Genomic DNA, 22,621 nt, shown 5'->3' with positions numbered 1-22,621 from the left:
CTCAACGCGCGGGTTTCGGGCACGACGGATGGGTGCCTGCGGTGACCAGATCGGCGACGGCGCTTCGGGGGTCACCGCTGGTGACCAGACCCTCGCCGACGAGCACCGCGTCGGCGCCCGCGCCAGCGTATGCCAGCAGATCGGCGGTCCCGCGAACCCCCGACTCCGCGACGCGGATGACGTCGGTCGGCAATCCCGGAGCGATCCGCGCGAAGCAATCCCGGTCGACCTTCAATGTCTTGAGATCGCGTGCGTTCACGCCGATTACCGCGGCGCCGGCCGACAGCGCGCGGTCGGCCTCCTCCTCGGTGTGCACCTCGACCAACGCGGTCATACCGAGAGACTCCGTGCGCTCCAGCAACGACTCCAGCACCGGCTGCTCCAGCGCCGCGACGATGAGCAACAGCATGTCTGCACCGTGGGCGCGAGCCTCGTGGATCTGGTAGGGGCGGACGATGAAATCTTTGCGCAACACCGGGATTGACACGGCGGCGCGCACCGCGTCCAGATCATCGAGCGAGCCGTTGAAGCGACGCTGTTCGGTGAGCACGCTGATGATGCGCGCACCACCGCTTTCGTAGGCGCTCGCGAGTTCGGCGGGGTTCCCGATGGGGGCCAGCTCACCGCGCGATGGACTCGCACGTTTCACCTCGGCGATCACCGCGATTCCCGGAGCGCGCAGCGCTGCCATCACGTCCAGCGGGGGCGGCGCGTCCTTCGCCTTGGCTTTGATGTCGGCGAGGGGGATGACTGCCTCGCGGGCGGCGACGTCGGCCCGGACTCCCTCGATGATCGAGTCGAGTACCGTCGCCGAACTCATGAGTGCCGCTTCCCTTCCCCCGAAAACACCGAACGATCTTCAACCACGAAGGGTAGCCGCCACCACGACACCGCCGATCACCGGCCCTTGTTGTCCGGATTCGTCGCATCCTGCGTCGGATCGGAACCCGCATCGAGGGCGTCCCAGATCGCGCGCTCGGACATCTCGCCTGCGGTTTCGTCGGCCTGGGTGACGGCGCGTCGCGAGTACCGGGCCGCACCGGGCCGCTCACTCACCGCAGACCGCATCAACAGCACCGCGCAGGCCAGCGCCACCGCCGCGGCGACCACGGTGATCACCGCCCCCACGTAATGCCGCTGCGTACCGACCAGGTCCGCCACAGGCGCGTCCGCGATGTGGGAGGCACGTACCGCCACGTCCCGGATGACCCACAGGCTGATCGCCAGATAGGCGGTCCCGGCGCTGGCCGCGGCGACCAGCAGAGCCAGCAGCCGAAGCGGCCATCCGCGCACCGCCAGGGCGGCGACCGCCGCGGCCAGCAGGAGCACCGCGAGCGGGATCAGAGCGGTCGACCAGGTACCGCCGGACAGGGCGACCGTCTTCGGCTCGCCGAGACCGTCGAACGAGGTCACCTCGACCCACGTCATCCGCGAGGCCACCCACAGCCCCGCCGCGGCGAGCACCAGACCCAGCTGGGCGACCCTGATCATGGCTCGGTCAGGGTCTCGGCGGCGGCGATGGCGTTGAGCACCGCGCGAGCTTTGTTCGCCGCCTCGGTGTACTCGTATGGCCCGTTGGAATCTGCGACGACGCCCCCGCCCGCCTGCACATACGCGGTGCCGTTGCGCATGAGTGCGGTGCGGATGGCGATCGCGAAGTCGGCGTTGCCCGCGAAGTCGAGATAACCCAGCACGCCGCCGTACAGGCCGCGACGCGTCTTCTCGACCTCCTCGATCAGCTCCATCGCCCGGACTTTCGGGGCGCCGGAAAGGGTTCCCGCCGGGAAACAGGCGGTCACGGCGTCGAGCGCGGTCTTGCCCTCCGCCAGCAGTCCGGTCACCGTCGACACCAGGTGCATCACGTGGCTGTAGCGCTCGATGTGGCTGTAATCCTCGACGCGCACCGTGCCGGGCCGGCAGACCCGGCCCAGATCATTACGGCCCAGATCGACGAGCATCAGATGCTCGGCGCGTTCCTTCTCGTCGGCCTGCAACTCCTTTTCGAGCAGCAGGTCTTCTTCCTCGGTCGCGCCGCGCCACCGCGTGCCCGCGATCGGATGGGTTGTCGCCCGCCCGTCCTTGACGGTGACCAGCGCTTCCGGGCTGGAGCCGACAACCGAGAAGTCCGGTCCGCCTGCGGCGTTGGGCACGTTGAGCAGATACATGTACGGACTGGGGTTGGTCACCCGCAACATGCGGTACACGTCCAGCGGATCGGCCTCGGTCTCCATCTCGAACCGTTGCGACGGCACGACCTGAAACGCCTCGCCGGCCTCGATGTCGCGCACGAGTTTGTCGACGATGGCTTCGTACTCCTCGAGCGTGCGCTGAGCGCGGTGCGACGGCTCGGGTCGGCTGAACGTCGCAACCGTCGACGGCAGGTGCTCACCGAGCGCGGCGGTCATCACGTCGAGACGAGCTACCGCGTCGTCGTACGCCCAGTCCACCCGTTCGTCGGTGCCGTTCCAGTTGACCGCGTTGGCGATCAGCGTGATCGTGCCCTCGTGATGGTCGACCGCCGCGATATCGGTGGCCAACAGCAGCAGCATGTCCGGAAGGCCGAGATCGTCGACCGCCAACGACGGAAGCTTCTCCAGGCGCCGCACCATGTCGTAGGCGAAGAATCCGACGAGCCCGCTCGACAACGGCGGTAAGCCCGGCAGCGGCTCCGTCTTCAACAGCTCCAGCGTGGCTCGCAGCGCCTGCAGCGGGTCGCCACCTTGCGGCGCGTCCTGCGGCGTCGTGCCCAACCACACGGCCTCACCGTCACGGACAGTGAGCGCCGACGGCGCGCCGGCGCCGACGAAGGACCAGCGCGACCACGAGCGGCCGTTCTCCGCTGATTCGAGCAGGAACGTCCCCGGCCGGTTGGCGGCCAGTTTGCGGTATGCCGACAGCGGGGTTTCGCTGTCGGCGAGGACCTTGCGAGTCACCGGCACCACGCGATGCTCGGCGGCCAACGCGCGGAAGTCCTCCCGCGAGGTGGTGATCGCGAGGTCGGCCGTGGTCTGCACGCGTCAAGTGTCCCAGACGCGCCGCAGTGCGGCGTCGTGCGTCGGTGCTCGAACCCGACGCAATGGTCGATCCGACTGCCCGACACCAGCCCAAACGTCGGCCTGGACGATCGCGCGGGCCGGTGACTCGATCACTTCGCGGCGTAGCGTGGCCTCCATGAAAACGGGTGACCGAGTTGCCGAGTTCGAATTGCCGGACCAGACGGGCAGGGTGCGAAGCCTCAGTGAGTTGCTCGCGGACGGCCCGATCGTGCTGTTCTTCTATCCCGCCGCGATGACGCCGGGGTGCACCAAGGAGGCCTGCCACTTCCGCGATCTGGCCGCGGAGTTCGCCGCGGTCGGTGGCAGCCGCGTCGGAATCAGTACCGACGCGGTGGACAAGCAGGCGAAGTTCGCCGACAAGGAGCGGTTCGACTATCCACTGCTGTCCGATGCCGACGGCGCCGTCGCAACGCAATTCGGCGTGAAGCGCGGCCTGCTCGGCAAGTTCATGCCGGTCAAGAGGACCACCTTCGTGATCGACACCGACCGCACGATCCTGGCCGTGATCGCATCGGAGATCAGCATGGACAGCCACGCCGACAAGGCACTCGAGGTGCTGCGTCAGCGCCAGTCGGCCTAGTGGGCGAGTCGGTGCCGATACGTCACGGAAGCGCCTGCGCTTAGGGCGTTGCGGGACCGATGAACTCGACGCCCGCGCGGATCGCCGGCCGATGCCGAAGAATCCGGTAATGCGCCAACCGGCCGAGGCCCTTGGTCGTCATCAACTGCGCGCCCGGCCAAGACGCGACGACGCGCTGGCTGGTCTCATAGGGCGTGTCCGGGTCATCCGGATCATGGATGAGCAGCAGCGGCGGGTAACCGGTGCGGGCGCCGACGACGGTCATGTTGGTTTCGTACAGCGGCATCTCGATGCGGCGTTCGAGGCCGCGCTGCAGTCCGGCGCGGATACGGGGGCCGAAGCCGTGGCGTCTGGCGAAATAGTCTAGATAGAGCGGGAATTCGCCCATCGGCGCGAGGTACACCAGCCGCTCGACTTTTGCGCCGTAGGCGATCGCGAACGTCGTTGCGTTCGCGCCGAGAGAGTGGGCGACGACCGCGCGGGCCGGCCCATGTTCGCGGATCATGGCCCCGACCGCGTGTGCGCATTCGATGGCCGTCGTGCGCCCGGGCTTGAGTGCGCCCGCTTCGGACTCGTTGTGGCTCGGCAAGTCGAACGCGATCACCCGGTGACCGGATTCGATGAGCGGTTTGACGAACGTGCCCAGATGCGGGCGCCGCCCGCCCCAGCCGTGCACCAGATACACCGGGGGCCCCTCGCCCCACGATTCACCCACGACTCGGTGACCATTCCAGCGCGCTTCGATCGGCTCGCCTGGCTTGACGCCGGGGGGCATGCGCAGGTTCGACTCCATGACCGGCGGGGTGCACCACAGTTCGACTGCCCACCGCGACCCGATGCCGGGCGCGAAGCGCTCCAGCCACCAGAACGCCCGGCGGACACGCGGGTCGACGGGCGGCTCGATGCCTGATCCCTCTAGCTCGACGGCGACGGCACGATCTGCTTCTGTCACGCGGGCCCCATCAACAGGTCCGCATCGAAGCAACTGTGATCGCCCGTGTGACAGGCACCGCCGACCTGATCGACCTCCAGCAGCACCGTGTCGCCGTCGCAGTCGAGCCGCACCGAGTGGACGTATTGAGTGTTGCCCGACGTCTCGCCCTTGATCCAATGCTGTTGGCGCGACCGCGAATAGTAGGTCGCGCGGCGGGTTTCCAGCGTGCGGGCCAGCGCGAGATCGTCCATCCACGCCACCATCAGAACCTGCCCGGTGCCGCGCTCCTGTACGACGGCGGTGATCAACCCGTTGGCGTCGCGTTTGAGTCGCGACGCGATGTCTGCATCGAGCGTCATCGAACGGTTATCCCTTCGGCCGCCATCGCCGCCTTCACCTGCGCGATGGTGAGCTCTCGGAAATGGAACACGCTGGCCGCCAGCACCGCATCGGCCCCCGAGGCGATGGCGGGTGCGAAATGCTCGGGTGCCCCCGCACCGCCGCTCGCGATCACCGGCACGTTCACGGCACCGCGAACCGCCTCGATCATCGGCAGATCGAAACCGGCCTTGGTCCCGTCGAAATCCATCGAATTCAACAGGATCTCGCCGACACCGAGTTCGGCGCCCCGCGTTGCCCATTCAACAGCGTCGAATCCGGTCCCCCGACGCCCACCATGGGTGGTGACCTCCCACCCCGACGGCGTCGGCTCCTGATCCCGCGGCACCGTGCGGGCGTCGACGGACAGCACGATGCACTGCGAACCGAACTGCCGCGACAATTCGGCGAGGAGTTCTGGGCGGGCGATCGCCGCGGTGTTGACCGCCACCTTGTCGGCACCCGCCCGCAACAGGACGTCCACATCGGCCACCGAGCGCACCCCGCCGCCGACCGTCAACGGGATGAAAACCTGCTCGGCGGTGCGTTTCACGACCTCGAGCATGGTGGCTCGTCCCGAGGACGACGCCGTCACGTCGAGGAACGTCAGTTCGTCGGCGCCCTCGGCGTCGTAGGCCGCGGCCAGTTCGACGGGATCGCCTGCGTCACGCAGATTTGCGAAGTTGACACCCTTGACCACCCGGCCGTCGTCGACATCCAGGCACGGGATCACCCGCACCGCCAGATCCTTGCCGTACATCAGAAATCCTTGGGATCGCCGACAGAGGCAAGCAGATCGAGCAATTCCTCGTGCACACCGGGGGCGCCGGCGAGTGCCGACGGGCAATCCACCGTCCACTCGTTGCCCGCAAGGTCGGTCACGACACCGCCCACAGCGCGGATCAAGGCCACCCCCGCGGCGTGGTCCCACACGTGACCACCGAAACTGATTGCGCCACCGAGGATTGCGGCCGCCGTATAGGCCAGGTCGATACCGGTGGCCCCGTGCATGCGCATGCGTGAGCACTTGCGGCTGAGGCTCTCGATGACCGCGAGCCGGTAACGTCCCGGCACCTTGCCGCGGGAATCGACGCTGAATGTGCTGACCCCGACCATCGAGTCGGACAGCGCTGCCCGGTCCAGCGTGGGCGACTCGACTCCGTTGTAGCGCAGAGGCCCTCCGACCACGGCAGTGAAGCGCTCCTTGGTGAAGGGCACCCAGGTCAGTCCGGCCACCGGCTCGCCATCACGCACCAGGCCCAGCAGGATCGCCGCCATCGGCGAACCGGCAGCGTAGTTGAAGGTGCCATCGATCGGATCGAGCACCCACACCAGCGGCGACTTGAGATCCGCGCCGCCGAATTCCTCGCCGTGCACCTCGATTCCGGTTCTGGCGGTCAATGCCTCGACGACCTGACGTTCGATGGCCAGGTCCACCTCGGTGGCGAAGTCGTCGCCCTTCTTCTGCACCGCTGAGTCCGCGCGGTGGCCGTCGACGAACGGGATCGCTGCGTCGTCGAGGATCTGCGCGGCCTCGGCGACCAGGGCGTCGAGGTCGCCCGCGTCCAGGGCCATTACCGCTCCACCGCGGCCAGGGCCTCCGGCAGGGTGAATCGACCGGCGTACAACGCTTTTCCGACGATCGCCCCTTCGACACCACGATCGGTCAGCGTGGCGATCGCCCGCAGGTCGTCGAGGCTCGACACACCGCCGGACGCAATCACCGGCGCGTCCGTTCGGTCGGTCACCTTCGAGAGCAGTTCGAGGTTGGGTCCGTTGAGCGTGCCGTCCTTGGTGACATCGGTCACGACGAAGCGCGAACAGCCTTCTCCGTCAAGCCGTTCCAGGACCTCCCAGAGGTCTCCGCCGTCGGTCTCCCATCCGCGGCCGCGGAGGCGATGGTCTCCGTCGACGATCTTCACGTCCAGGCCAACGGCCACCTTCTCGCCGTGTTCGGCGACGACCTTGGCGCACCACTGCGGGTTCTCCAGTGCTGCGGTGCCGAGGTTCACCCGCGCACAGCCGGTGGCGAGCGCCGCCGCCAGCGACTCGTCGTCACGGATGCCGCCCGACAGCTCGACTGCCACGTCGAGCTTGCCGACCACCTCGGCCAGCAGTTCTCGGTTGCTGCCCCGGCCGAACGCGGCGTCGAGGTCGACGAGGTGGATCCACTCCGCGCCGTCGCGTTGCCACGTCAGCGCGGCCTCCAGCGCAGAGCCGTATTCGGTCTCGCTGCCTGCCTGGCCCTGCACCAGGCGCACAGCGCGGCCCTCGACCACGTCGACGGCGGGAAGAAGAATCAGTCGTTCCGGCACTGTGGTGGTCTCCTCTTCGCGCGAGCGCTCATCGGTGGTCAACCTAATGCCTTCACCCAGTTAGCGAGTAATGCGGCACCGGCATCGCCGCTCTTCTCCGGGTGGAACTGCGTGGCCGACAGTGGTCCGTCCTCGACGGCGGCGAGGAACGGCACATGGTGCGTGGCCCATGTCAGTTTCGCCGCCGGATCGCCCTCCCACTGCTGGGCGGCGTACGAGTGCACGAAATAAAAGCGGGTGTCCGCCTCCATTCCGGCGAACAGTGTGCTGCCCTCGGGGGCGTCGACCACGTTCCAGCCCATGTGCGGGATCACCGGCGCGTCGAGTCGCACCACGGCACCGGGCCATTGGCCGCAGCCGGTGGTCTCGACCCCGAACTCCACACCGCGGGAGAACAGAATCTGCATACCGACACAGACGCCGAGCACGGGCCGGCCGGCCGCCACCCGGTCGGCGATGAGCTTGGGGCCGTCGATCTTGCGCAGTCCGGCCATGCACGCCTCGAACGCCCCGACGCCGGGTACCACAAGCCCGTCGGCGTTCAGTGCGGCGTCGGCGTCGGCGGTGACCGTGACGTCGGCACCGACGCGCTCCAAGGCTCGTTGAGCCGAGCGAAGATTGCCCGAACCGTAGTCCAGGATGACGACGTTGGTTGTCACAGAGTGCCTTTCGTCGACGGCACACCGGTCACCCGCGGGTCGTATTCGACAGCCTGTCGCAGCGCGCGGGCGACGGCCTTGTACTGCGCCTCGGTGATGTGGTGGGGGTCGCGTCCGTAGATCGTGCGCACGTGCAGCGCGATGCGGGCGTTCATCGCCAGCGACTCGAACACGTGCCGGTTGACGACGGTGTGGTACGGCGCCGAGGAGCCGGCGATCGTGAAGTGCAGCATGTGATCCGGTTCGCCGGTGTGCACGCAGTACGCCCGTCCCGACACGTCGACGGCGGCGTGCGCGAGCGTCTCGTCCATCGGGATCCACGCGTCACCGAAGCGGCGGATGCCCTTCTTGTCACCGAGCGCCTGCCCGAGCGCCTGCCCCAGCACGATCGCGGTGTCCTCGATGGTGTGGTGGCCCTCGATCTCGACGTCGCCCTTGGCGCGCACGGTCAGGTCGAAACTCGCGTGACTGCCGAGCGCGGTCAGCATGTGGTCGAAGAACGGCACACCGGTGTCAACGTGCACCTGCCCGGTGCCGTCGAGGTTCAGTTCGACGACGATGTCGGACTCTTTGGTCTTGCGCTCGATGGTCGCGCGACGGGGTTCGTTCACGGTGCTCCTACTGGGGATAGTTCGGTCGCGGCCAGGCGGGCGCTGGCGGCCAGCAGCGCGTCGTTCTCCTCGGCCAGGCCGGTGGTGGCGCGCAGATATCCGGGGATCCCGACGTCGCGGACGAGGATGCCGGCGTCCAGGTAGCGCTGCCAGGTCGCGGGGGCGTCGGCGAACTCGCCGAACAGCACGAAGTTGGCGTCGCTGTCGATCACGCGAAAACCCATCTCCGACAGGGCTTGTGTGACCCGGTTGCGTTCGGCGATGAGGGTGGCGACGCTGCCGAGCGTGTCGTCGGCGTGGCGCAGTGCGGCGCGGGCGGCGGCCTGGGTCACTGACGACAGGTGGTAGGGCAGCCGGACGAGCAGCATCGCGTCGATCACCGCGGGTGCGGCGATCAGATAGCCGAGTCGGCCGCCGGCGAACGCGAACGCCTTGCTCATCGTGCGGGTGACCACGAGCCGGGTCGGGTACTCGTCGATGAGGCGCACCGCGCTGGGCTGCGACGAGAACTCGCCGTAGGCCTCGTCGACGATCATCATGCCGGCGCTCATCGCGTCGAGCAGGCGGCGGAGATCGTCAAGCGGAACGCTCTGTCCCGACGGGTTGTTCGGGCTCGCGATGAAGACGACGTCGGGGTTGTGTTCCTTGATCGCGCGCACGGCCACGTCTATGTCGAGGCTGAAGTCATCGGCGCGGTTGGCCACCAGCCACTGCGTCTGCGTGCCGTCGGAGATGATCGGGTGCATCGAGTACGAGGGCACGAATCCGATTGCGCTGCGCCCGGGCCCACCGAAGGCTTGCAGGAGCTGTTGCAGGATCTCGTTGGAACCGTTTGCCGCCCATAGATTTTCGACAGTGAGCTGAGTGCGTGTCTGCGCCGAGAGGTAAGCGGCCAGATCGGTTCGCAGCGCCACCGCGTCGCGGTCCGGGTACCGGTGCAGCTCCCCCGCGACCGCAGCGACGGACGCCGTTACGTCGTCGATCAGCGCTTTGGTCGGCGGATGCGGGTTCTCGTTGGTGTTCAACCGCACCGGCACGTCCAATTGCGGTGCACCGTAGGGTGATTTTCCGCGCAGATCATTCCGCAGCGGAAGCTCGTCGAGCGTCGCCTTCTTTCCGACGGTCACCTTTCGAACCTCCGCCGCACCGCTTCGCCGTGCGCGGGCAGGTTCTCGGCCTGAGCAAGCGTGATCACGTAGCCGGAAACATCTTTCAGCGCGGCCTCGTCGTAGTCGACGACGTGGATGCCGCGCAGGAACGTCTGCACCGACAGCCCGCTGGAGTGACGGGCACAGCCCGCGGTGGGCAGCACGTGGTTGGATCCCGCGCAGTAGTCGCCCAAGCTGACCGGTGCATAGGGACCGACGAAAATCGCCCCCGCGGAACGGATTCGACCGGCCACCTCGCGCGCATCGAGGGTCTGGATTTCGAGGTGCTCGGCGGCGTAGGCGTTCACGGTTCGGATGCCGGCCTCGAGATCGCCGACGAGCACCGTGGCGGACTGCTCTCCACCCAGCGCGGCGGTCACCCGCTCGCGGTGCACCGTCGTCTGGAGCTGGTTGGCCAGCTCACGGTCGGTCGCGTCGGCCAATTCGACGCTCGGGGTGACCAGCACGCTGGCGGCCATCTCGTCGTGTTCGGCCTGGCTGATCAGATCGGCGGCGACGTGGACGGGGTCGGCGGTGTGGTCGGCCAGGATCGCGATTTCGGTGGGGCCGGCTTCGGCGTCGATGCCCACCTGGGAGCGGCAGATGCGCTTGGCCGCGGTGACGTAGATGTTGCCCGGGCCGGTGATCATGTCAACGGGCGCGAGTTCGGCGCCGTCGGTGTCGGTGCCGCCGTAGGCCAGCAACGCGATGGACTGCGCCCCGCCGACCGCCCACACCTCGTCGACGCCGAGCAGCGCGGCGGCGGCCAGGATCGTCGGGTGCGGGAGGCCGTCGAACTGCGCCTGCGGCGGGCTGGCGATCACCAGGGAGTCGACGCCGGCGGTCTGCGCGGGCACGACGTTCATCACGACGCTGGAGGGGTACACGGCGTTGCCGCCGGGCACGTACAGCCCGACGCGCTCGACCGGTACCCAGCGCTCGGTGACCGTGGCCCCGGGGGCGAGCGTCGTGGTCGTATCGGTACGGCGCTGGTCAGCGTGGACTGCGCGGGCACGTTCGATGGCCACCTCGAGCGCGGCACGGACGTCTGAGGGCAGTTCAGCCAGGGCGCTGTGTAAGCGAGCCGTGGGTACGCGGACCTGCGCGGGTCGCACACCGTCGAACGAGTCACCGTATTCGAGCGCCGCCTCGGCTCCGCGCGCGGCGACCGCGTCGACGATCGGGCGGACCTTCGGCACCACCGTGTCCACGTCCACGCCGCCGCGCGGCAGGGCGGACCGCAGCTGCGCGGCGGACAGCTGCGCGCCGCGCAGGTCGATGCGGGCGATCGGGGATGACGGTGGGCTCACACAGCCATTGTCCCAGAACAGGCCAAATCGATATCACCGCGGCGAAAGGCAGCGCCTCTGGTCAGGCGAGGCGGCCGCTCACTTGCAGAGACCAGCGATTTTGCCGCTGGTGGCGTCGGCATTCTTCAGCCGGGCTGCTTGGTCAGGGTCGGCGTTCGCGATGCCTGCAATCGAGCGCGCCCCGATGTCCATGAGCTGGTTGCCGAACGAGCGGATCGCATCAGCCAACTCCGATGGCGTATCCGGATGCAGGCGGGCCAGCAGATACGCCCCGCCCTCGTATAGCGACAAACGAGCATTTGCACCCACCGCCAAAGTTCCCGTCGCGTCCTGCGGGCCACCAGGGGGTTGCAGGTTGGTGTTCAGCTGAACCCCACGCCGAACGAGGTCGAACGCCTGGCAGGAGGCGGCCTTCGGGTCATCGGTGGATGTACCAGTAAAGACCGACGCGGGTCCAGCTGAACCGCTGTCCTGGGTCGTCGAGGCCGGCTCCTTGACCAACGCCCAGACCGCGACGCCTAACGCTACAAGCGCCACGACCAGCGCGAGAACGGAAACGATGGACCCCCGTGAAGACTGCGATGCCTCAGACATGCGGCCGATCGTATAGAGGAGTTCGACTCTCCGTGCAGCAAACTTCGAAATCAGTCGTCGATCGGCGTGTACAGAACAAGATCAATTCGCAGAACGTTGCCGACGAGACTGTTGCTAACTCAAGCAGTTAAAGTCTGAAGTTAGCTGGATAGGTGCTGGCGCTCGATCTTGAATGCCTTTGTCCATGCCTCTTCGCAAAATGGCTATTCCCGTCGTCCTCACCGCCATAGAGGGGCGGCACGCTCGAGGAACGTATGTCTCTGGCGTTAACTCGCTAAGGCATTCAGCCCAGCTCACATACGGTTTTTCGTGGCTGTATGCAGCCCACAGAATCAACGCGAGCATCAATATCGTGATTGCTGCAGTCACCCGCCGATTGCGAAGGGTCGTTGCGCCCGTAAACGCTTCCGCCCTCGGATATTGCATCCCTTGCAGAATTGACTGGGCGGTTGATTTGGCTTTTTTTCACGAGATTCTAAAAGTTGCTAGGCAAAGCGAGCGCTAGGTGTCAATATGTCTGTGATCGACATCATCGATTAGCTGACGACGAGAGTGAACACGAGGTCCAGCCACTCGGCCACTTGCTTCGCGAACGGACGTCAGAGGCGTTGGGGTAACTGGATCGGCCGATCCAGGTTCGACAGAAGGGGTACGTATGTCCAGGAAATCAGCTGGCGGTAACCACCGCGCAGCCTTAGAGCGAGGTGCGGTCGCACGGCGTGCTGTCGGCGGTGCAATGCTGGGCGGGGCGATGACCGCCGCGTTTGTCGGCTTCGGGTCGATCGGAACTGCGCAAGCGCAGGACGAAGCCGACGTCTGCTCACTCGTACCGTGCAATTTCTTGCCGACTGACTTCCTCGGCCTCGGCATAGGTGAGGGTGCCGATTTCAGTCGGAACGGTGCGTTCGATCCGGCGCCCTTCATCAACGCATTCGATCCTTTCCTGGACAACCCGCTGGTCAAGGTGTTCACGTTCGGGGCGATCGGCAACGGTGCTGACGGCACGAGCCTGTCCCCTGATGGCGAAGACGGCGGCTGGCTGTTCGGTAGCGGCGGCGACGGCTACAGCCCCACCGACTCGCTTGCGGACGTCCTTTCCAGACCCGGCAACGGCGGCAACGCCGGCTTCTTCGGTAACGGTGGCCAGGGCGGCAACGGACGCGACGCGGCTTACGTCACGGTAGGAGGCGTAACGACGCAGACCAGGGCCGCGGAGAACGGCGGTGACGGCGGCAACGGTGGCGTGATCGGTAGCGGCGGCGGCGGCGGTAACGGCGGCGGCGACGACAATCCCGGCGGCGTCGTCCTTGACCTCGACGGCGGCATCCTTGACGCCGACAGCAACGCCGAGGGCGGCCAGGGTGGCCAGGGTGGCACGGGCGGCTACGTCGGCGTCGGCGGCGACGGTGGCGACGGCGGCGACGCAACGGCTGTCGGAGGCAACGATGCCACCGGCGGCGACGCAGGCGATGGCGGCACCGGCGGTACGGGGGGCGGCGACGGCGGCACGGGCGGCGATGCCGAGACCCCGGCCGGCGTGGCCGAGTCCGGCGAAGGCGGCGACGGCGGCGACGCGGACTACATCGGTAGTGGCGGTGCGGGCGGCGACGCCGGTGACGCCGATACGGACACGGGCAGGGCCGATGGCGCCGACGGCGGGAACGCTGGCAACAGTGGTGTCATTTTCGGCAACGGCCGTAATGGTGGCGTTGGTGGCGATGCAACAGCCACCCAGGGCGGCACTGGCACCACTTCCGCCGGAAACGGCGGCAGCGGCGGCGACGGCGGGACCGTCCTCTCCAACGGTGGTGACGGCGGTGCTGGCGGAAACGCCGACGGCGGCGTAGCCGACCCCGATAGCGGCGGCACCGGCGGGACCGCCGGCACCGGCGGGAGTTTGGGTGGCCGCGACGGCAGCTCCGGTGCTGACGGCGACAACAGCCCGTAATCACCGAACTGGCTGAAGCCGCATCACAACTGGCGATGCCCGTCCCCTGCCTGGGGGCGGGCATCGTCACGTAATGTCCCAAAACATGTCCGCCAAGGATCACCCCAACAACGCGCCGGGCGTGCCGATGGTGTATCCGCCCACGTTCGAGCGTCTGCAGATCAAGTACATGAACCCGATGGTCAAGCGGGTCTCGCGGTTCATCCCCGGTCTCGCGAAAATCCGGCACCGCGGCCGCAAGTCCGGCAAGACCTACGAAACCGTCATCACCCCGTTCCGCAAGGGCAACACCCTCGCGGTCGCGCTGGGCCACGGCAAGACCGACTGGGTGAAGAACGTGCTGGCCGCCAACGAGGCCGACGTGCTCTTCGGCTCGCGCACGGTGCACATCATCAACCCGCGCATCGTGCCCGCCGGCGGCGACGCGCAAGGCCTACCTTTCATGGCCCGCCTCCAGGCCAAGAAGATGGGCGTCTTCGTCGCCGACATCGCCTGAGCTACAACCGGCTGAACACCGTCTTCCCCGTCATTCTCGGCCACAACTCCGGCGCCTCCTCCCACGGGATCACACGTTCCACAGCAGCCGAAAGATCCTGTCCGGCAAGCAGTTCCAATACCTCCGGTAGCACCGCGCGGGCATTGACCCGCCCCGTGACGAAACGCGCGCCGCGCGTGTACATCGACAGCAGCGGCATCTCCACCGCGCCCTGGTAGTAGATGCCGGTGTCGGTGCACACACCATCCGGCCAGGTCGCCCGCAGCGTCGCCGCCAACAGCGCCGGGTCCGCCGACGTGTGCACCGTCACCGGATACGGATCAGCGGTCTTGTCGGGCTTCTCGCGGTCGTGCACGACCGCGCCCAGCTTCTCGGCCACCGCAAGCCGGTGCGGATCGGTGTCGACGTAGTCCACGTGCACACCCGCCGCGACCGCCGTCGCCGCCGCGTACAGGCCGATCGACAGCCGTCCCACGACCAGCACCCGTTGATCCGCCACCGGTAGCGAAGCAAGCTCGTCGCGATACGGCCCGACGCCGCGCCAACCGTCGGGGATGTTGTCCGACATCGAGGCGACGGCGATGGGGTCGGCGCCCTCGGGCAACGGCACGAGCATCGCGTCGGCATACGGCACCAGCACCAGGTCGGCCATGAAACCGCCGCCGTCGAGACCCGACAGCGGCGCCATCCCGTACGTCGCCATCAGCGGCACGGACGCACACGACCCGGTCACACCCCGCAGACACGCGCCGCACTCACCGCAGCTGATCTGAAACGGCACAACAACCCGATCGCCGACCGCGACACTGCGCACGTCGTCACCGATCGCGACCACCTCGGCCACCCCCTCATGCCCGACCGCATGACCAGGCGGCATCGGCAGCCGACCCTGCACCACCGCCACATCGAGGTCACAGCACGCCACCGCAATTGGTCTGACGAGCGCTTGCCCCGGACCGGCGAGTTGCGGGTCGGGTGCCTCACGCCAGGCGTACTTACCGGCGTCTTCGAGCATCAGCTGTTGCATGGTCACGCCCTTCTTTAGTGATCGCTCAACTATTCTTGAGCGATCTTTCTAGTAAAGTCAAGACATGCCTCGCCCGGACCGCAGTCGCGCCGCTCTGATCGACACTGCGGCACTACTGTTCCGCAGGCAGGGCTACGCGGCGACCGGCGTCAACCAGATCCTCGAGCTCGCCGAGGTCAAAGCGGGCTCGCTGTACCACCACTTCCCCAAGGGCAAACAACAGTTGGCGGCCGCCGTGGTTGCGCGTGTCGGCGCCGACATCGAACAGCGACTGCGGGACCTGCTGGCCACAGAGGCACCCGTACCCGACCTCATCGACGGCTGGCTCGACCTGATGGCCTCGGGACTGACCTCCGACCCGCGCGACGGCTGCCCCATCGAGCCGATCGCCACCGAGTCGGTCGACGCCAGCGCACTGGTGCGGCAAGCATCGGCGACAGCGTTCGCAGGCTGGCGCCGGGCCATCGCGGACCGGCTGCATGCCGACGGGTGGGCGCAGGACGACGCCGAGCAGACCGCGCTGGCTCTGATAGCGCTCGTCGAGGGTGCGTTGATACTCGCCCGAACCGCAGGTGACACCGCCGCCCTCGACTCTGCGAAGGCCGCAGCTCGGACGCTGCTGAGCCGGTGAGCTACTTGCAGAGCTCGGTGATGCTCTTGTTCTCCGCGTCGGCGTCGGTCAGCCGTTTCGCTTGCGCCGGATCGTCATTGGGCACTCCGGCGGTAGCGTTGGCGCCGATGTCCATCAAGTTGTTGGCGAACTGTTCGACTTTCTCCGCGAGCACCACCGGGGTCGCCGGATCGAGCCGCTCCAGCAGGTACTGACCTCCGTCGTACAACGAGATCCGCGCATTGGCAGCTACCGCCTGCGCCCCGGTGACGTCCTGCGGACCACCTTCGGGCTGCATGTTCGTGTTGAGCGTGATGCCTTTGCGGACCACGTCGGCGGCGCTACAGACTCGTGTCTTGGCGTCGGCGACCTGGGTGGAATCGTATTCGGGCTCAGACGCGCTGGTTCTGAACAGCGCCCATCCGGCGAGCGCCACGGCGACAACGGCTACCACCAGGCTGACGACGACCAGCAACGCAAGACGCCGAGACGAATCCTCTTCCACGCGACCGATGTTAGCGGTCGGATCAGATATCGAGTCCGATATCGAGCACCCGCACCGAATGCGTGAGCGCACCCACCGCGAGATAATCGACACCCGTGCCCGCATATTCGGCTGCGCTTTCCAGCGACAGCCCACCCGACGATTCCAGCTTGGTTGCCGGTGACCGGGAGTCACGGCGCTGCACGGCGATCTGCGTCTGCCACACGGGGAAGTTGTCGAGCAGCACGAGTTCGACGTTTTCGCTTAGGACTTCGTCGAGCTGCTCGAGCGAGTCGACCTCGACCTCACATTCGAGTCCGGGCGCCGACGCGCGCACCGCCCGTAGTGCCGCCAGCACCGACCCCGCCGCCGCCACGTGGTTGTCCTTGATCAGCGCCGCATCCCCGAGCCCCATGCGGTGATTGACCCCGCCGCCGACGCGCACCGCGTACTTCTGCAGTGCGCGCAAGCCCGGCAACGTCTTACGAGTATCGCGGATCTTCGCCGCCGTCCCGGACACCGCTTCGACCCACCCCGCGGTCGCGGTCGCGATGCCCGAGAGGTGACATACCAGGTTCAGCGTGGTGCGTTCGGCGGTGAGCAGCCCCTGCGTGGGCGCTTCGACGGTGAGCACGACACCGCCCGGTTCGAGGTGGGCGCCGTCCTCGACGCGATGCTTGACCAGATAGTTGCCGGGGCCGATCACCTCGTCGAACGCGAGCAGTGCGATGTCCACACCCGCGATCACGCCGGCCTCACGGACCACCATCGACGCCGTGGTCCTGGAGTCGGCGGGAACCGTCGCCAGCGTGGTGACGTCGGGCCCGTACCGCAGATCCTCTTCGAGGGCGCGGGCGATCACCCTGCGAGCCTCGGTGAGCTCGTCGGCGTTCAGCTCCATCAGCAGCACACTTCCGCCGGCTCGAGGGTGCGTGCCTGCAAGGGGTCGATGTCGGGGTAGTCCCGGCGATGATGACAACCTCGAGATTCGGTACGGGCCAACGCCGCCGCGGCCACCGCCATCGCAGCGTTGGTCAGCGCGGCGTCCTCGAAGTCGCCGCGTGAGTCGATCACCCGGGGCGGCGCGGTGTCGAGTTCCTTGGCCAGGATGCGCAGTCCGTCCGCGTCGCGAACCACACCGGCGTTCTTGGTCATCGCCCGCTGCAGATCGGCACGGGGCAGGGCCCGCCGCACCACCGGCTCCGGCGGCCGCGCCGTCACGGGCCCGACAGCCAAAGAATATGCGGCAGCGACCTTTCCGGCCCTACTCCCGACCACGAGACCCTCGAGCAAGCTGTTCGACGCCAGCCTGTTCGCGCCGTGCATACCCGTCCGCGCCACCTCACCCGCGGCAAACAGGCCCGCCAGGTCAGTGCGTCCGTGCACATCGGTGACCACGCCGCCGCAGCTGTAGTGCGCGCCCGGTAGCACCGGAATCGCCTCGAGCGTGGGATCGATACCCGCAGCCCGACAGGCGGCCGTCACCGTCGGGAATCGCCTCGCGAAGTTGTCGATTCGCCGGGCGTCGAGAAACACACAAGGCGCGCCCGTCTGCTCGATGCGGGCGTGGATCGCCGCGGCAACCACGTCACGGGGCGCGAGGTCACCCATCGGGTGAACCCCGGCGGTGACCGAACGGCCTTGCGAGTCAACGAGTATCGCGCCCTCACCGCGAACGGCCTCGGTGATCAGCGGGCGCCTGCCCCCGTGGTGGCCGTCGAAGAGCATGGTGGGGTGGAACTGGATGAACTCGATGTCGCCGACCGGAACTCCGGCCCACGTGGCCAGCGCGACGCCGTCTGCCGTCGACCCATCTGGGTTGGTGGTCGCCGAGTAGAGGTGACCCAGTCCCCCGGTCGCGAGTATCACCGACGGTGCGTGCACCACGCCGAACCCGTCGTCGTTGAGCACCAGGACACCGGTGACAGCGCCGGCGTCGTGCAGGATCTCGACCGCGACGTGATTGGTGCGGATGTCCAGCGTGGCCGCCGCGCGGTTGAGGGCTCGCTGCACCTCGGCGCCGGTCGCGTCGCCCCCCGAGTGGATGATCCGGCGCCGCGAATGCCCTCCCTCGCGGGTCAGCGACCACGTGCCGGGTGTCGACTCATCGAACTGCGCGCCGTGCTCGACAAGTTCGGCGACCGCGCGGTACCCGTCGGTTACGATCGAGCGCACGGCGTCGGGATCACACAACCCCGCCCCCGCGGCGAGCGTGTCGGCGATGTGCGCCTCGATCGAGTCACCGTCCTCGCGCAGGGCGTCGGGCAGCACGACGGCGATCCCGCCCTGGGCATAGAACGTCGCAGTGGTCCCCTCTAGTTTGGGGGCCTTGCTGAGCACCATGACTTTTCGGCCCTGACGATGCGCGGCCAGGGCGGCCACCAGGCCCGCCACTCCGGTCCCGATCACCACGACGTCGGCGCGCTGCTGCCAATGACCGGCCCACCTGCCGGCACCGCAAGCCGCCGGACGCGTCATTCTCCGCCGCCGGGCTGGCCGATCGCGATCATGCGTTGCACGCTGGCCCGCGCCAGCCGTGCGGTCTCGGGATCGACGTGCACCTCGTCCTTGCCCTCCACCAGGCAGCGCAGCAGCGCGGCGGGGGTGATCATCTTCATGAACCGGCAGGACGCGCGGTCATTGACGGCCATGAAGTCCACATCCGGTGCGGCGCGGCGCAACTGGTGCAGCATCCCGACCTCCGTGGCGACCAGCACCTGCCGCGCACCGGTCTCGCGGGCGGCGTCCAGCATGCCGCCCGTCGACAGAATCTTGACGCGTTCCTCCGGGAAGGAGCCCTCTCCTGCGAGGTACAAAGCCGATGTCGCGCAACCGCATTCGGGGTGGACGAACAGCTCGGCATCTGGATGGGAGCGAGCCTGATCGGCGAGCTCGTCGCCGTTGATCCCGGCATGCACGTGGCACTCGCCCGCCCACACGTGCAGGTTCTTGCGGCCCGTGACGCGCCGGACGTGTGCGCCCAGGAACTGATCCGGACAGAACAGCACTTCGCGGTCCTCGGGAATCGACGCCACCACCTCGACGGCGTTGGACGACGTGCAGCAGATGTCGGTCTCGGCCTTCACCGCCGCGGTGGTGTTGACGTAGGACACCACGACCGCGCCGGGATGCTCGGCCTTCCACGCGCGCAGTTCGTCGGCCGTGATGGAGTCGGCGAGCGAACAGCCGGCCCGCTGGTCCGGAATGAGCACCGTCTTGTCCGGGGACAGGATCTTGGCCGTCTCGGCCATGAAGTGCACGCCGCAGAACACGATGGTGTCCTCGGGCACCTCGGCAGCGATCCGCGACAACGCCAGCGAATCACCGACGTGATCGGCGACATCCTGGATGGCGGGCAACTGGTAGTTGTGCGCCAACAGCGTCGCGCCCCGCAGATCGGCAAGGCGACGAACCTCGGCGGCCCACTCCTCGTCGCCGTCGACCCCGGAGAAACCGGCCGGACCGTCGACGATGCGGCTCGAGAGGTTGTCTGCGGGCATCCGGTCCAGAACCGTCATGGCCGCCTCCTTCGTCCAAATCGAGTTTTCGACTTACAATCGAAAACATGGCACATACTAGCACCGCCCACGAGGTGCTCGCCGCCGTGTTCCAGGTTCGGGAAGTCGCCGACGGGAAATCAGCACTTCACGTGCTGTTGTGGCAGCGAGCACTGGATCCTCAGCGCGGCAGGTGGTCACTTCCGGGCGGGTGTCTCGGTGACGACGAGGACATGACGAGCTCGGTGCGCCGTCAACTCGCCGAGAAAGTGGATTTGCGTGAGCTTGCCCACCTCGAGCAGCTCGCGGTGTTCTCGGATCCGCGCCGGGTCCCCGGAGACCGGACGATCGCGTCGACCTTCCTCGGGCTGGTGCCCTCCCCCGCGACTCCGGCGTTGCCGCCCGATACGCGTTGGCACCCGGTGAGCGACCTGCCGCCGATGGCGTTCGACCACGGCACCATGGTCGAACACGCACGCACTCGCCTCGTCGCCAAACTGTCGTACACGAATATCGGGTTCGCCTTGGCGCCAACGGAATTCGCGCTGTCCGCGCTGAGGGACATCTACAGCGCCGCGCTCGGCCACCACGTCGACGCCACGAACCTGCAACGCGTGCTCGAGCGCCGCAACGTCATCACCCGCACCGGCACCACCGCCCGGTCCGGCCGCAGCGGTGGCCGGCCGGCGGCGCTGTACCGGTTCACCGAGGCGCGCTACCGCGTGACGGACGAGTTCGCCGCCCTGCGCCCGCCCGGGTGAGTCGACTGGATTCTTAAGGCTTCCTTAAGTAAGAATGGCCGAATGTCTCTGGGCAACGCCGCGCCAGCAACAGGTGCCGAGTGGATCGGGCTCGTACCCCACGAAGACCTGAAGCGCGGCACCCGTCCGCAGCTCCCCAGCGAGGACCCCTTCTACGACCCGCCAAGCGGCTTTCAGCACGCCGAACCGGGCACCGTCCTGCGCAGCCGCGACGTCGAGCTGGCGTTTCTCGGCCTGATCCCGCAGAAGTTCACCGCGACGCAGCTGCTGTACCGCACCACCGACATGAACGGTGCGGCGGAGGCCACCGTGACCACGGTGATCGTGCCCGCCGAGCGGGCCAACCGCGACGTCATACCGGTGATCTCCTATCAATGTGCGATCGACGCGGTGTCCTCGCGCTGCTTCCCGTCGTACGCGTTGCGCCGCAAGGCACTGGCTCCCGGCGCTCTCGCCCAGCTGGAGTTCCTGCTGATCGCCGCCGCGCTCGCCGAGGGATGGGCCGTGTCGGTACCGGACCACGAGGGCGCACACGGGCTCTGGGGCACGCCGTACGAGCCGGGATATCGCATTCTCGACGGCCTGCGTGCGGCGGTGAGCTGCGAACGGCTCGGGCTGACCGAATCGGCGCCCATCGGCCTCTGGGGCTACTCAGGCGGCGGCCTGGCGTCGGCGTGGGCGGCCGAGATGCACAGCCAGTACGCCCCCGAGCTCAACATCGTCGGCGCGGTGCTCGGTTCCCCCGTCGGGGATCTCGGACACGCCTACCGGCGGCTCAACGGCAGCCTGTACTCGGGCCTGCCCGCGATGGTGGTGGCGGCGCTGAGTCATGTCTATCCGGACCTGGACCGGGTCATCCAGGAGCACGCCACCGACACGGGCAAGGCGATGCTGACGCGCATCCAGGACATGACCACCGCGCAGGCGGTGCTGCGCTTCGCGGGTATGGACATGGGCAAGCTGGTCGACCGGCCGCTCAACGAGATTCTCGACATGCCCGAGGTGAAGCACGTCTTCGACAGCATCAAGCTGGGCACCGCGGTGCCCACGCCGCCGGTGCTGATCGTGCAGGCCGTTCACGACAGGATCGTCTCGGTCGACGACATCGACGAGCTCAGCGAGATCTATCGAAGTGGCGGCGCCTCGGTGACGTATCACCGCGACATGTTCAGCGAGCACATGTTGCTGCACCCGATGTCGGCGCCGATGGCGCTGCGCTGGCTGATCGACCGGTTCGACGGCAAACCGCTGTCGGAGCACCTGGTCCGCACGACCTGGCCGACGCTGCTGAACCCGATGACCTATGTCGGAATGACGCGGCTGGTCCGGATCGCGGTCAAGGTGATGACGGGCCGGAAGGTGGAGCGCTCTCCGCTGTAACGGCCGGGGCGGTCGGCGGGACGAATGCCGGCACCTCGACCGGCGGCCATGCGCCGAGATCGTCGCGCGCGGTGGACACGGCGGCCAGCGAGTACACGAGCGCCGCGACGGCTGCCGGGAACAGGATGGTCAACGCCGCCTGTATCGGCGAGGGCCCGAAGAAGACCGGCGGCGCCTCGGTGACGTAGTGCACGCGGTTTTCGGGGGTGAGCGGCGCGGCGGCCACGTCTATGGTCCCGTACCGCAGGTGGACAAGAAGTGCGCCCACACCGGCGGCCACCCCGGCGGCCAGCATGCATCCGGTCGCCAGCGCCGCCGTCATCACCGGTCCGCGATGCGCCCGCCACTGCCATACCGCCACCGCCGCGACGACCGCGACGACACAGAGCATTCCCACGAGCAGGAACGCCGCGACGAAGAAGTGGTCGCTCTCGTTGCCCAGGTGCGCGCGGACGCGGTCACCGTCGCGCGTCAATGCCACGACACCGCGCACCGGCGGCGCCAGCCATGCCCACACCGCGCCGACCACAGCACCAGTGGCCGCGAGTGCCGCGCCGACGGTCAGCGCCGCGCGGGTACGTGAGAACCGCGGCGCGGCACTGTCGAATCTTGGCTCGGCCTCAGCGTGGTTCATCGCTGCTCCAGATCTTTCGAATCTGTCAGCCCGTGCCGTGAGCACTTGGCCGACCAGCCGTCGGGGCGCACTTGCACGATCATCCGCCTGCCGCATTCGGCGCAGAACCGGGGCGGCTCCAGACCCAGCTGGGCCGCGGTCGGCACCGTGATGCCGTCGGGCTCGCCCGTGTAGACGTTGAACGCCATACCTGTACGTT

Annotated in this window: 26 protein-coding genes; 6 read left to right on the top strand and 20 right to left on the bottom strand. The window is 67.8% G+C overall.

Annotated elements, in window-relative coordinates:
• Position 1 precedes the first annotated feature (1 nt).
• From trpC to AU197_RS24205, 3 genes are all read right to left on the bottom strand, one after another.
• Positions 2 to 820, bottom strand: a complete 819-nt coding sequence (trpC, locus tag AU197_RS24215) for an indole-3-glycerol phosphate synthase TrpC (RefSeq protein ID WP_064406222.1) — start codon at positions 818 to 820, stop codon at positions 2 to 4.
• Positions 821 to 897: 77 nt separating this feature from the next.
• Positions 898 to 1,491: a TIGR02234 family membrane protein gene (locus tag AU197_RS24210; protein WP_064406220.1), complete on the bottom strand. Its 594-nt coding sequence runs from the start codon at positions 1,489 to 1,491 to the stop codon at positions 898 to 900.
• The gene (locus AU197_RS24205) at positions 1,488 to 3,014 is read right to left on the bottom strand and encodes an anthranilate synthase component I (RefSeq protein ID WP_064406218.1); all 1,527 of its coding nucleotides are present in this window, start codon (positions 3,012 to 3,014) and stop codon (positions 1,488 to 1,490) included. The genes AU197_RS24210 and AU197_RS24205 overlap by 4 nt, the downstream gene beginning before the upstream one ends.
• Positions 3,015 to 3,171: 157 nt before the next feature.
• On the opposite strand from AU197_RS24205, the gene AU197_RS24200 reads away from it, so the two are divergent.
• Positions 3,172 to 3,636 (top strand): peroxiredoxin, encoded by a 465-nt coding sequence (locus tag AU197_RS24200; RefSeq protein WP_064406216.1) that lies wholly within the window; start codon positions 3,172 to 3,174, stop codon positions 3,634 to 3,636.
• 40 nt (positions 3,637 to 3,676) lie between these two features.
• Here the strand turns inward: AU197_RS24200 and AU197_RS24195 are convergent, their stop codons facing one another.
• The 10 genes from AU197_RS24195 to AU197_RS24150 form a co-directional block, all read right to left on the bottom strand.
• Positions 3,677 to 4,588: an alpha/beta fold hydrolase gene (locus AU197_RS24195; protein ID WP_064406214.1), complete on the bottom strand. Its 912-nt coding sequence runs from the start codon at positions 4,586 to 4,588 to the stop codon at positions 3,677 to 3,679.
• Positions 4,585 to 4,929 carry a phosphoribosyl-AMP cyclohydrolase gene (hisI, locus tag AU197_RS24190; RefSeq protein ID WP_064406212.1) on the bottom strand — a complete coding sequence of 115 codons (345 nt, stop codon included), beginning with the start codon at positions 4,927 to 4,929 and terminating at the stop codon, positions 4,585 to 4,587. Before hisI ends, AU197_RS24195 begins: the two co-directional genes overlap by 4 nt.
• Positions 4,926 to 5,708 (bottom strand): imidazole glycerol phosphate synthase subunit HisF, encoded by a 783-nt coding sequence (gene hisF, locus AU197_RS24185; RefSeq protein WP_064406209.1) that lies wholly within the window; start codon positions 5,706 to 5,708, stop codon positions 4,926 to 4,928. The genes hisI and hisF overlap by 4 nt, the downstream gene beginning before the upstream one ends.
• Positions 5,708 to 6,523 (bottom strand): inositol monophosphatase family protein, encoded by an 816-nt coding sequence (locus AU197_RS24180; RefSeq protein WP_064406207.1) that lies wholly within the window; start codon positions 6,521 to 6,523, stop codon positions 5,708 to 5,710. Before AU197_RS24180 ends, hisF begins: the two co-directional genes overlap by 1 nt.
• Entirely contained in the window at positions 6,523 to 7,251 is a 729-nt protein-coding gene (gene priA, locus AU197_RS24175) for a bifunctional 1-(5-phosphoribosyl)-5-((5-phosphoribosylamino)methylideneamino)imidazole-4-carboxamide isomerase/phosphoribosylanthranilate isomerase PriA (RefSeq protein WP_502687905.1), read from the bottom strand. The genes AU197_RS24180 and priA overlap by 1 nt, the downstream gene beginning before the upstream one ends.
• 50 nt (positions 7,252 to 7,301) lie before the next feature.
• On the bottom strand, positions 7,302 to 7,922 hold the full coding sequence (gene hisH, locus AU197_RS24170; protein ID WP_064406206.1) for an imidazole glycerol phosphate synthase subunit HisH: 621 nt from the start codon (positions 7,920 to 7,922) through the stop codon (positions 7,302 to 7,304).
• Complete coding sequence (gene hisB / locus AU197_RS24165) at positions 7,919 to 8,551, bottom strand: imidazoleglycerol-phosphate dehydratase HisB (RefSeq protein ID WP_197415649.1); 633 nt, start codon at positions 8,549 to 8,551, stop codon at positions 7,919 to 7,921. The genes hisH and hisB overlap by 4 nt, the downstream gene beginning before the upstream one ends.
• A complete protein-coding gene (locus AU197_RS24160) occupies positions 8,530 to 9,660 on the bottom strand; it encodes a histidinol-phosphate transaminase (RefSeq protein WP_064406203.1) in 1,131 nt (376 codons plus the stop codon). Before AU197_RS24160 ends, hisB begins: the two co-directional genes overlap by 22 nt.
• Entirely contained in the window at positions 9,657 to 10,970 is a 1,314-nt protein-coding gene (hisD, locus tag AU197_RS24155; RefSeq protein ID WP_064406419.1) for a histidinol dehydrogenase, read from the bottom strand. Before hisD ends, AU197_RS24160 begins: the two co-directional genes overlap by 4 nt.
• Positions 10,971 to 11,069: 99 nt before the next feature.
• The gene (locus tag AU197_RS24150; protein WP_064406201.1) at positions 11,070 to 11,585 is read right to left on the bottom strand and encodes a hypothetical protein; all 516 of its coding nucleotides are present in this window, start codon (positions 11,583 to 11,585) and stop codon (positions 11,070 to 11,072) included.
• Between the two features lie 751 nt (positions 11,586 to 12,336).
• Here AU197_RS24150 and AU197_RS24145 point away from each other — a divergent pair.
• Positions 12,337 to 13,533 carry a PGRS repeat-containing protein gene (locus tag AU197_RS24145; RefSeq protein WP_231745180.1) on the top strand — a complete coding sequence of 399 codons (1,197 nt, stop codon included), beginning with the start codon at positions 12,337 to 12,339 and terminating at the stop codon, positions 13,531 to 13,533.
• Positions 13,534 to 13,618: 85 nt separating this feature from the next.
• On the top strand, positions 13,619 to 14,029 hold the full coding sequence (locus AU197_RS24140; RefSeq protein ID WP_064406197.1) for a nitroreductase family deazaflavin-dependent oxidoreductase: 411 nt from the start codon (positions 13,619 to 13,621) through the stop codon (positions 14,027 to 14,029).
• 1 nt (position 14,030) lies between these two features.
• Here the strand turns inward: AU197_RS24140 and AU197_RS24135 are convergent, their stop codons facing one another.
• Entirely contained in the window at positions 14,031 to 15,056 is a 1,026-nt protein-coding gene (locus AU197_RS24135; RefSeq protein WP_064406416.1) for a zinc-dependent alcohol dehydrogenase, read from the bottom strand.
• A 64-nt stretch (positions 15,057 to 15,120) separates the two neighbouring features.
• Between AU197_RS24135 and AU197_RS24130 the strand changes: the two genes are divergently transcribed.
• A complete protein-coding gene (locus AU197_RS24130; protein WP_064406195.1) occupies positions 15,121 to 15,687 on the top strand; it encodes a TetR/AcrR family transcriptional regulator in 567 nt (188 codons plus the stop codon).
• 1 nt (position 15,688) lies between these two features.
• On the opposite strand, the gene AU197_RS24125 is transcribed toward AU197_RS24130, so the two are convergent.
• Genes AU197_RS24125 through nadA form a run of 4 tightly spaced genes read right to left on the bottom strand, consistent with a single transcriptional unit; the run spans position 15,689 to position 19,668 of the window.
• Positions 15,689 to 16,171 (bottom strand): hypothetical protein, encoded by a 483-nt coding sequence (locus tag AU197_RS24125; RefSeq protein ID WP_064406193.1) that lies wholly within the window; start codon positions 16,169 to 16,171, stop codon positions 15,689 to 15,691.
• A gap of 22 nt (positions 16,172 to 16,193) precedes the next feature.
• Positions 16,194 to 17,051, bottom strand: a complete 858-nt coding sequence (gene nadC, locus AU197_RS24120; protein WP_064406414.1) for a carboxylating nicotinate-nucleotide diphosphorylase — start codon at positions 17,049 to 17,051, stop codon at positions 16,194 to 16,196.
• Positions 17,051 to 18,628, bottom strand: coding sequence for an L-aspartate oxidase (locus AU197_RS24115; protein ID WP_064406191.1), 1,578 nt, complete (start codon positions 18,626 to 18,628; stop codon positions 17,051 to 17,053). Before AU197_RS24115 ends, nadC begins: the two co-directional genes overlap by 1 nt.
• Positions 18,625 to 19,668, bottom strand: a complete 1,044-nt coding sequence (nadA, locus tag AU197_RS24110) for a quinolinate synthase NadA (protein ID WP_064406190.1) — start codon at positions 19,666 to 19,668, stop codon at positions 18,625 to 18,627. The genes AU197_RS24115 and nadA overlap by 4 nt, the downstream gene beginning before the upstream one ends.
• A 47-nt stretch (positions 19,669 to 19,715) precedes the next feature.
• Between nadA and AU197_RS24105 the strand changes: the two genes are divergently transcribed.
• Together AU197_RS24105 and AU197_RS24100 are read left to right on the top strand one after the other, a co-directional pair.
• Entirely contained in the window at positions 19,716 to 20,408 is a 693-nt protein-coding gene (locus AU197_RS24105) for an NUDIX hydrolase (protein WP_064406188.1), read from the top strand.
• A gap of 42 nt (positions 20,409 to 20,450) precedes the next feature.
• Positions 20,451 to 21,788 carry a lipase family protein gene (locus AU197_RS24100; protein ID WP_064406187.1) on the top strand — a complete coding sequence of 446 codons (1,338 nt, stop codon included), beginning with the start codon at positions 20,451 to 20,453 and terminating at the stop codon, positions 21,786 to 21,788.
• Here AU197_RS24100 and AU197_RS24095 read toward each other — a convergent pair.
• Both AU197_RS24095 and bsaP read right to left on the bottom strand, forming a co-directional pair.
• Positions 21,745 to 22,422 (bottom strand): DUF2567 domain-containing protein, encoded by a 678-nt coding sequence (locus AU197_RS24095; protein ID WP_064406184.1) that lies wholly within the window; start codon positions 22,420 to 22,422, stop codon positions 21,745 to 21,747. The genes AU197_RS24100 and AU197_RS24095 overlap by 44 nt on opposite strands.
• Positions 22,419 to 22,610: a biotin synthase auxiliary protein BsaP gene (bsaP, locus tag AU197_RS26360; protein ID WP_064406182.1), complete on the bottom strand. Its 192-nt coding sequence runs from the start codon at positions 22,608 to 22,610 to the stop codon at positions 22,419 to 22,421. The genes AU197_RS24095 and bsaP overlap by 4 nt, the downstream gene beginning before the upstream one ends.
• Between the last annotated feature and the right edge of the window lie 11 nt (positions 22,611 to 22,621).

Origin of the sequence: Mycobacterium sp. IS-1590 (assembly GCF_001500025.1) — a bacterium.
Classification (GTDB): domain Bacteria; phylum Actinomycetota; class Actinomycetes; order Mycobacteriales; family Mycobacteriaceae; genus Mycobacterium.
Note: the sequence above shows the minus strand (reverse complement) of the source record. Positions and strands in the feature narration are given on the sequence as shown.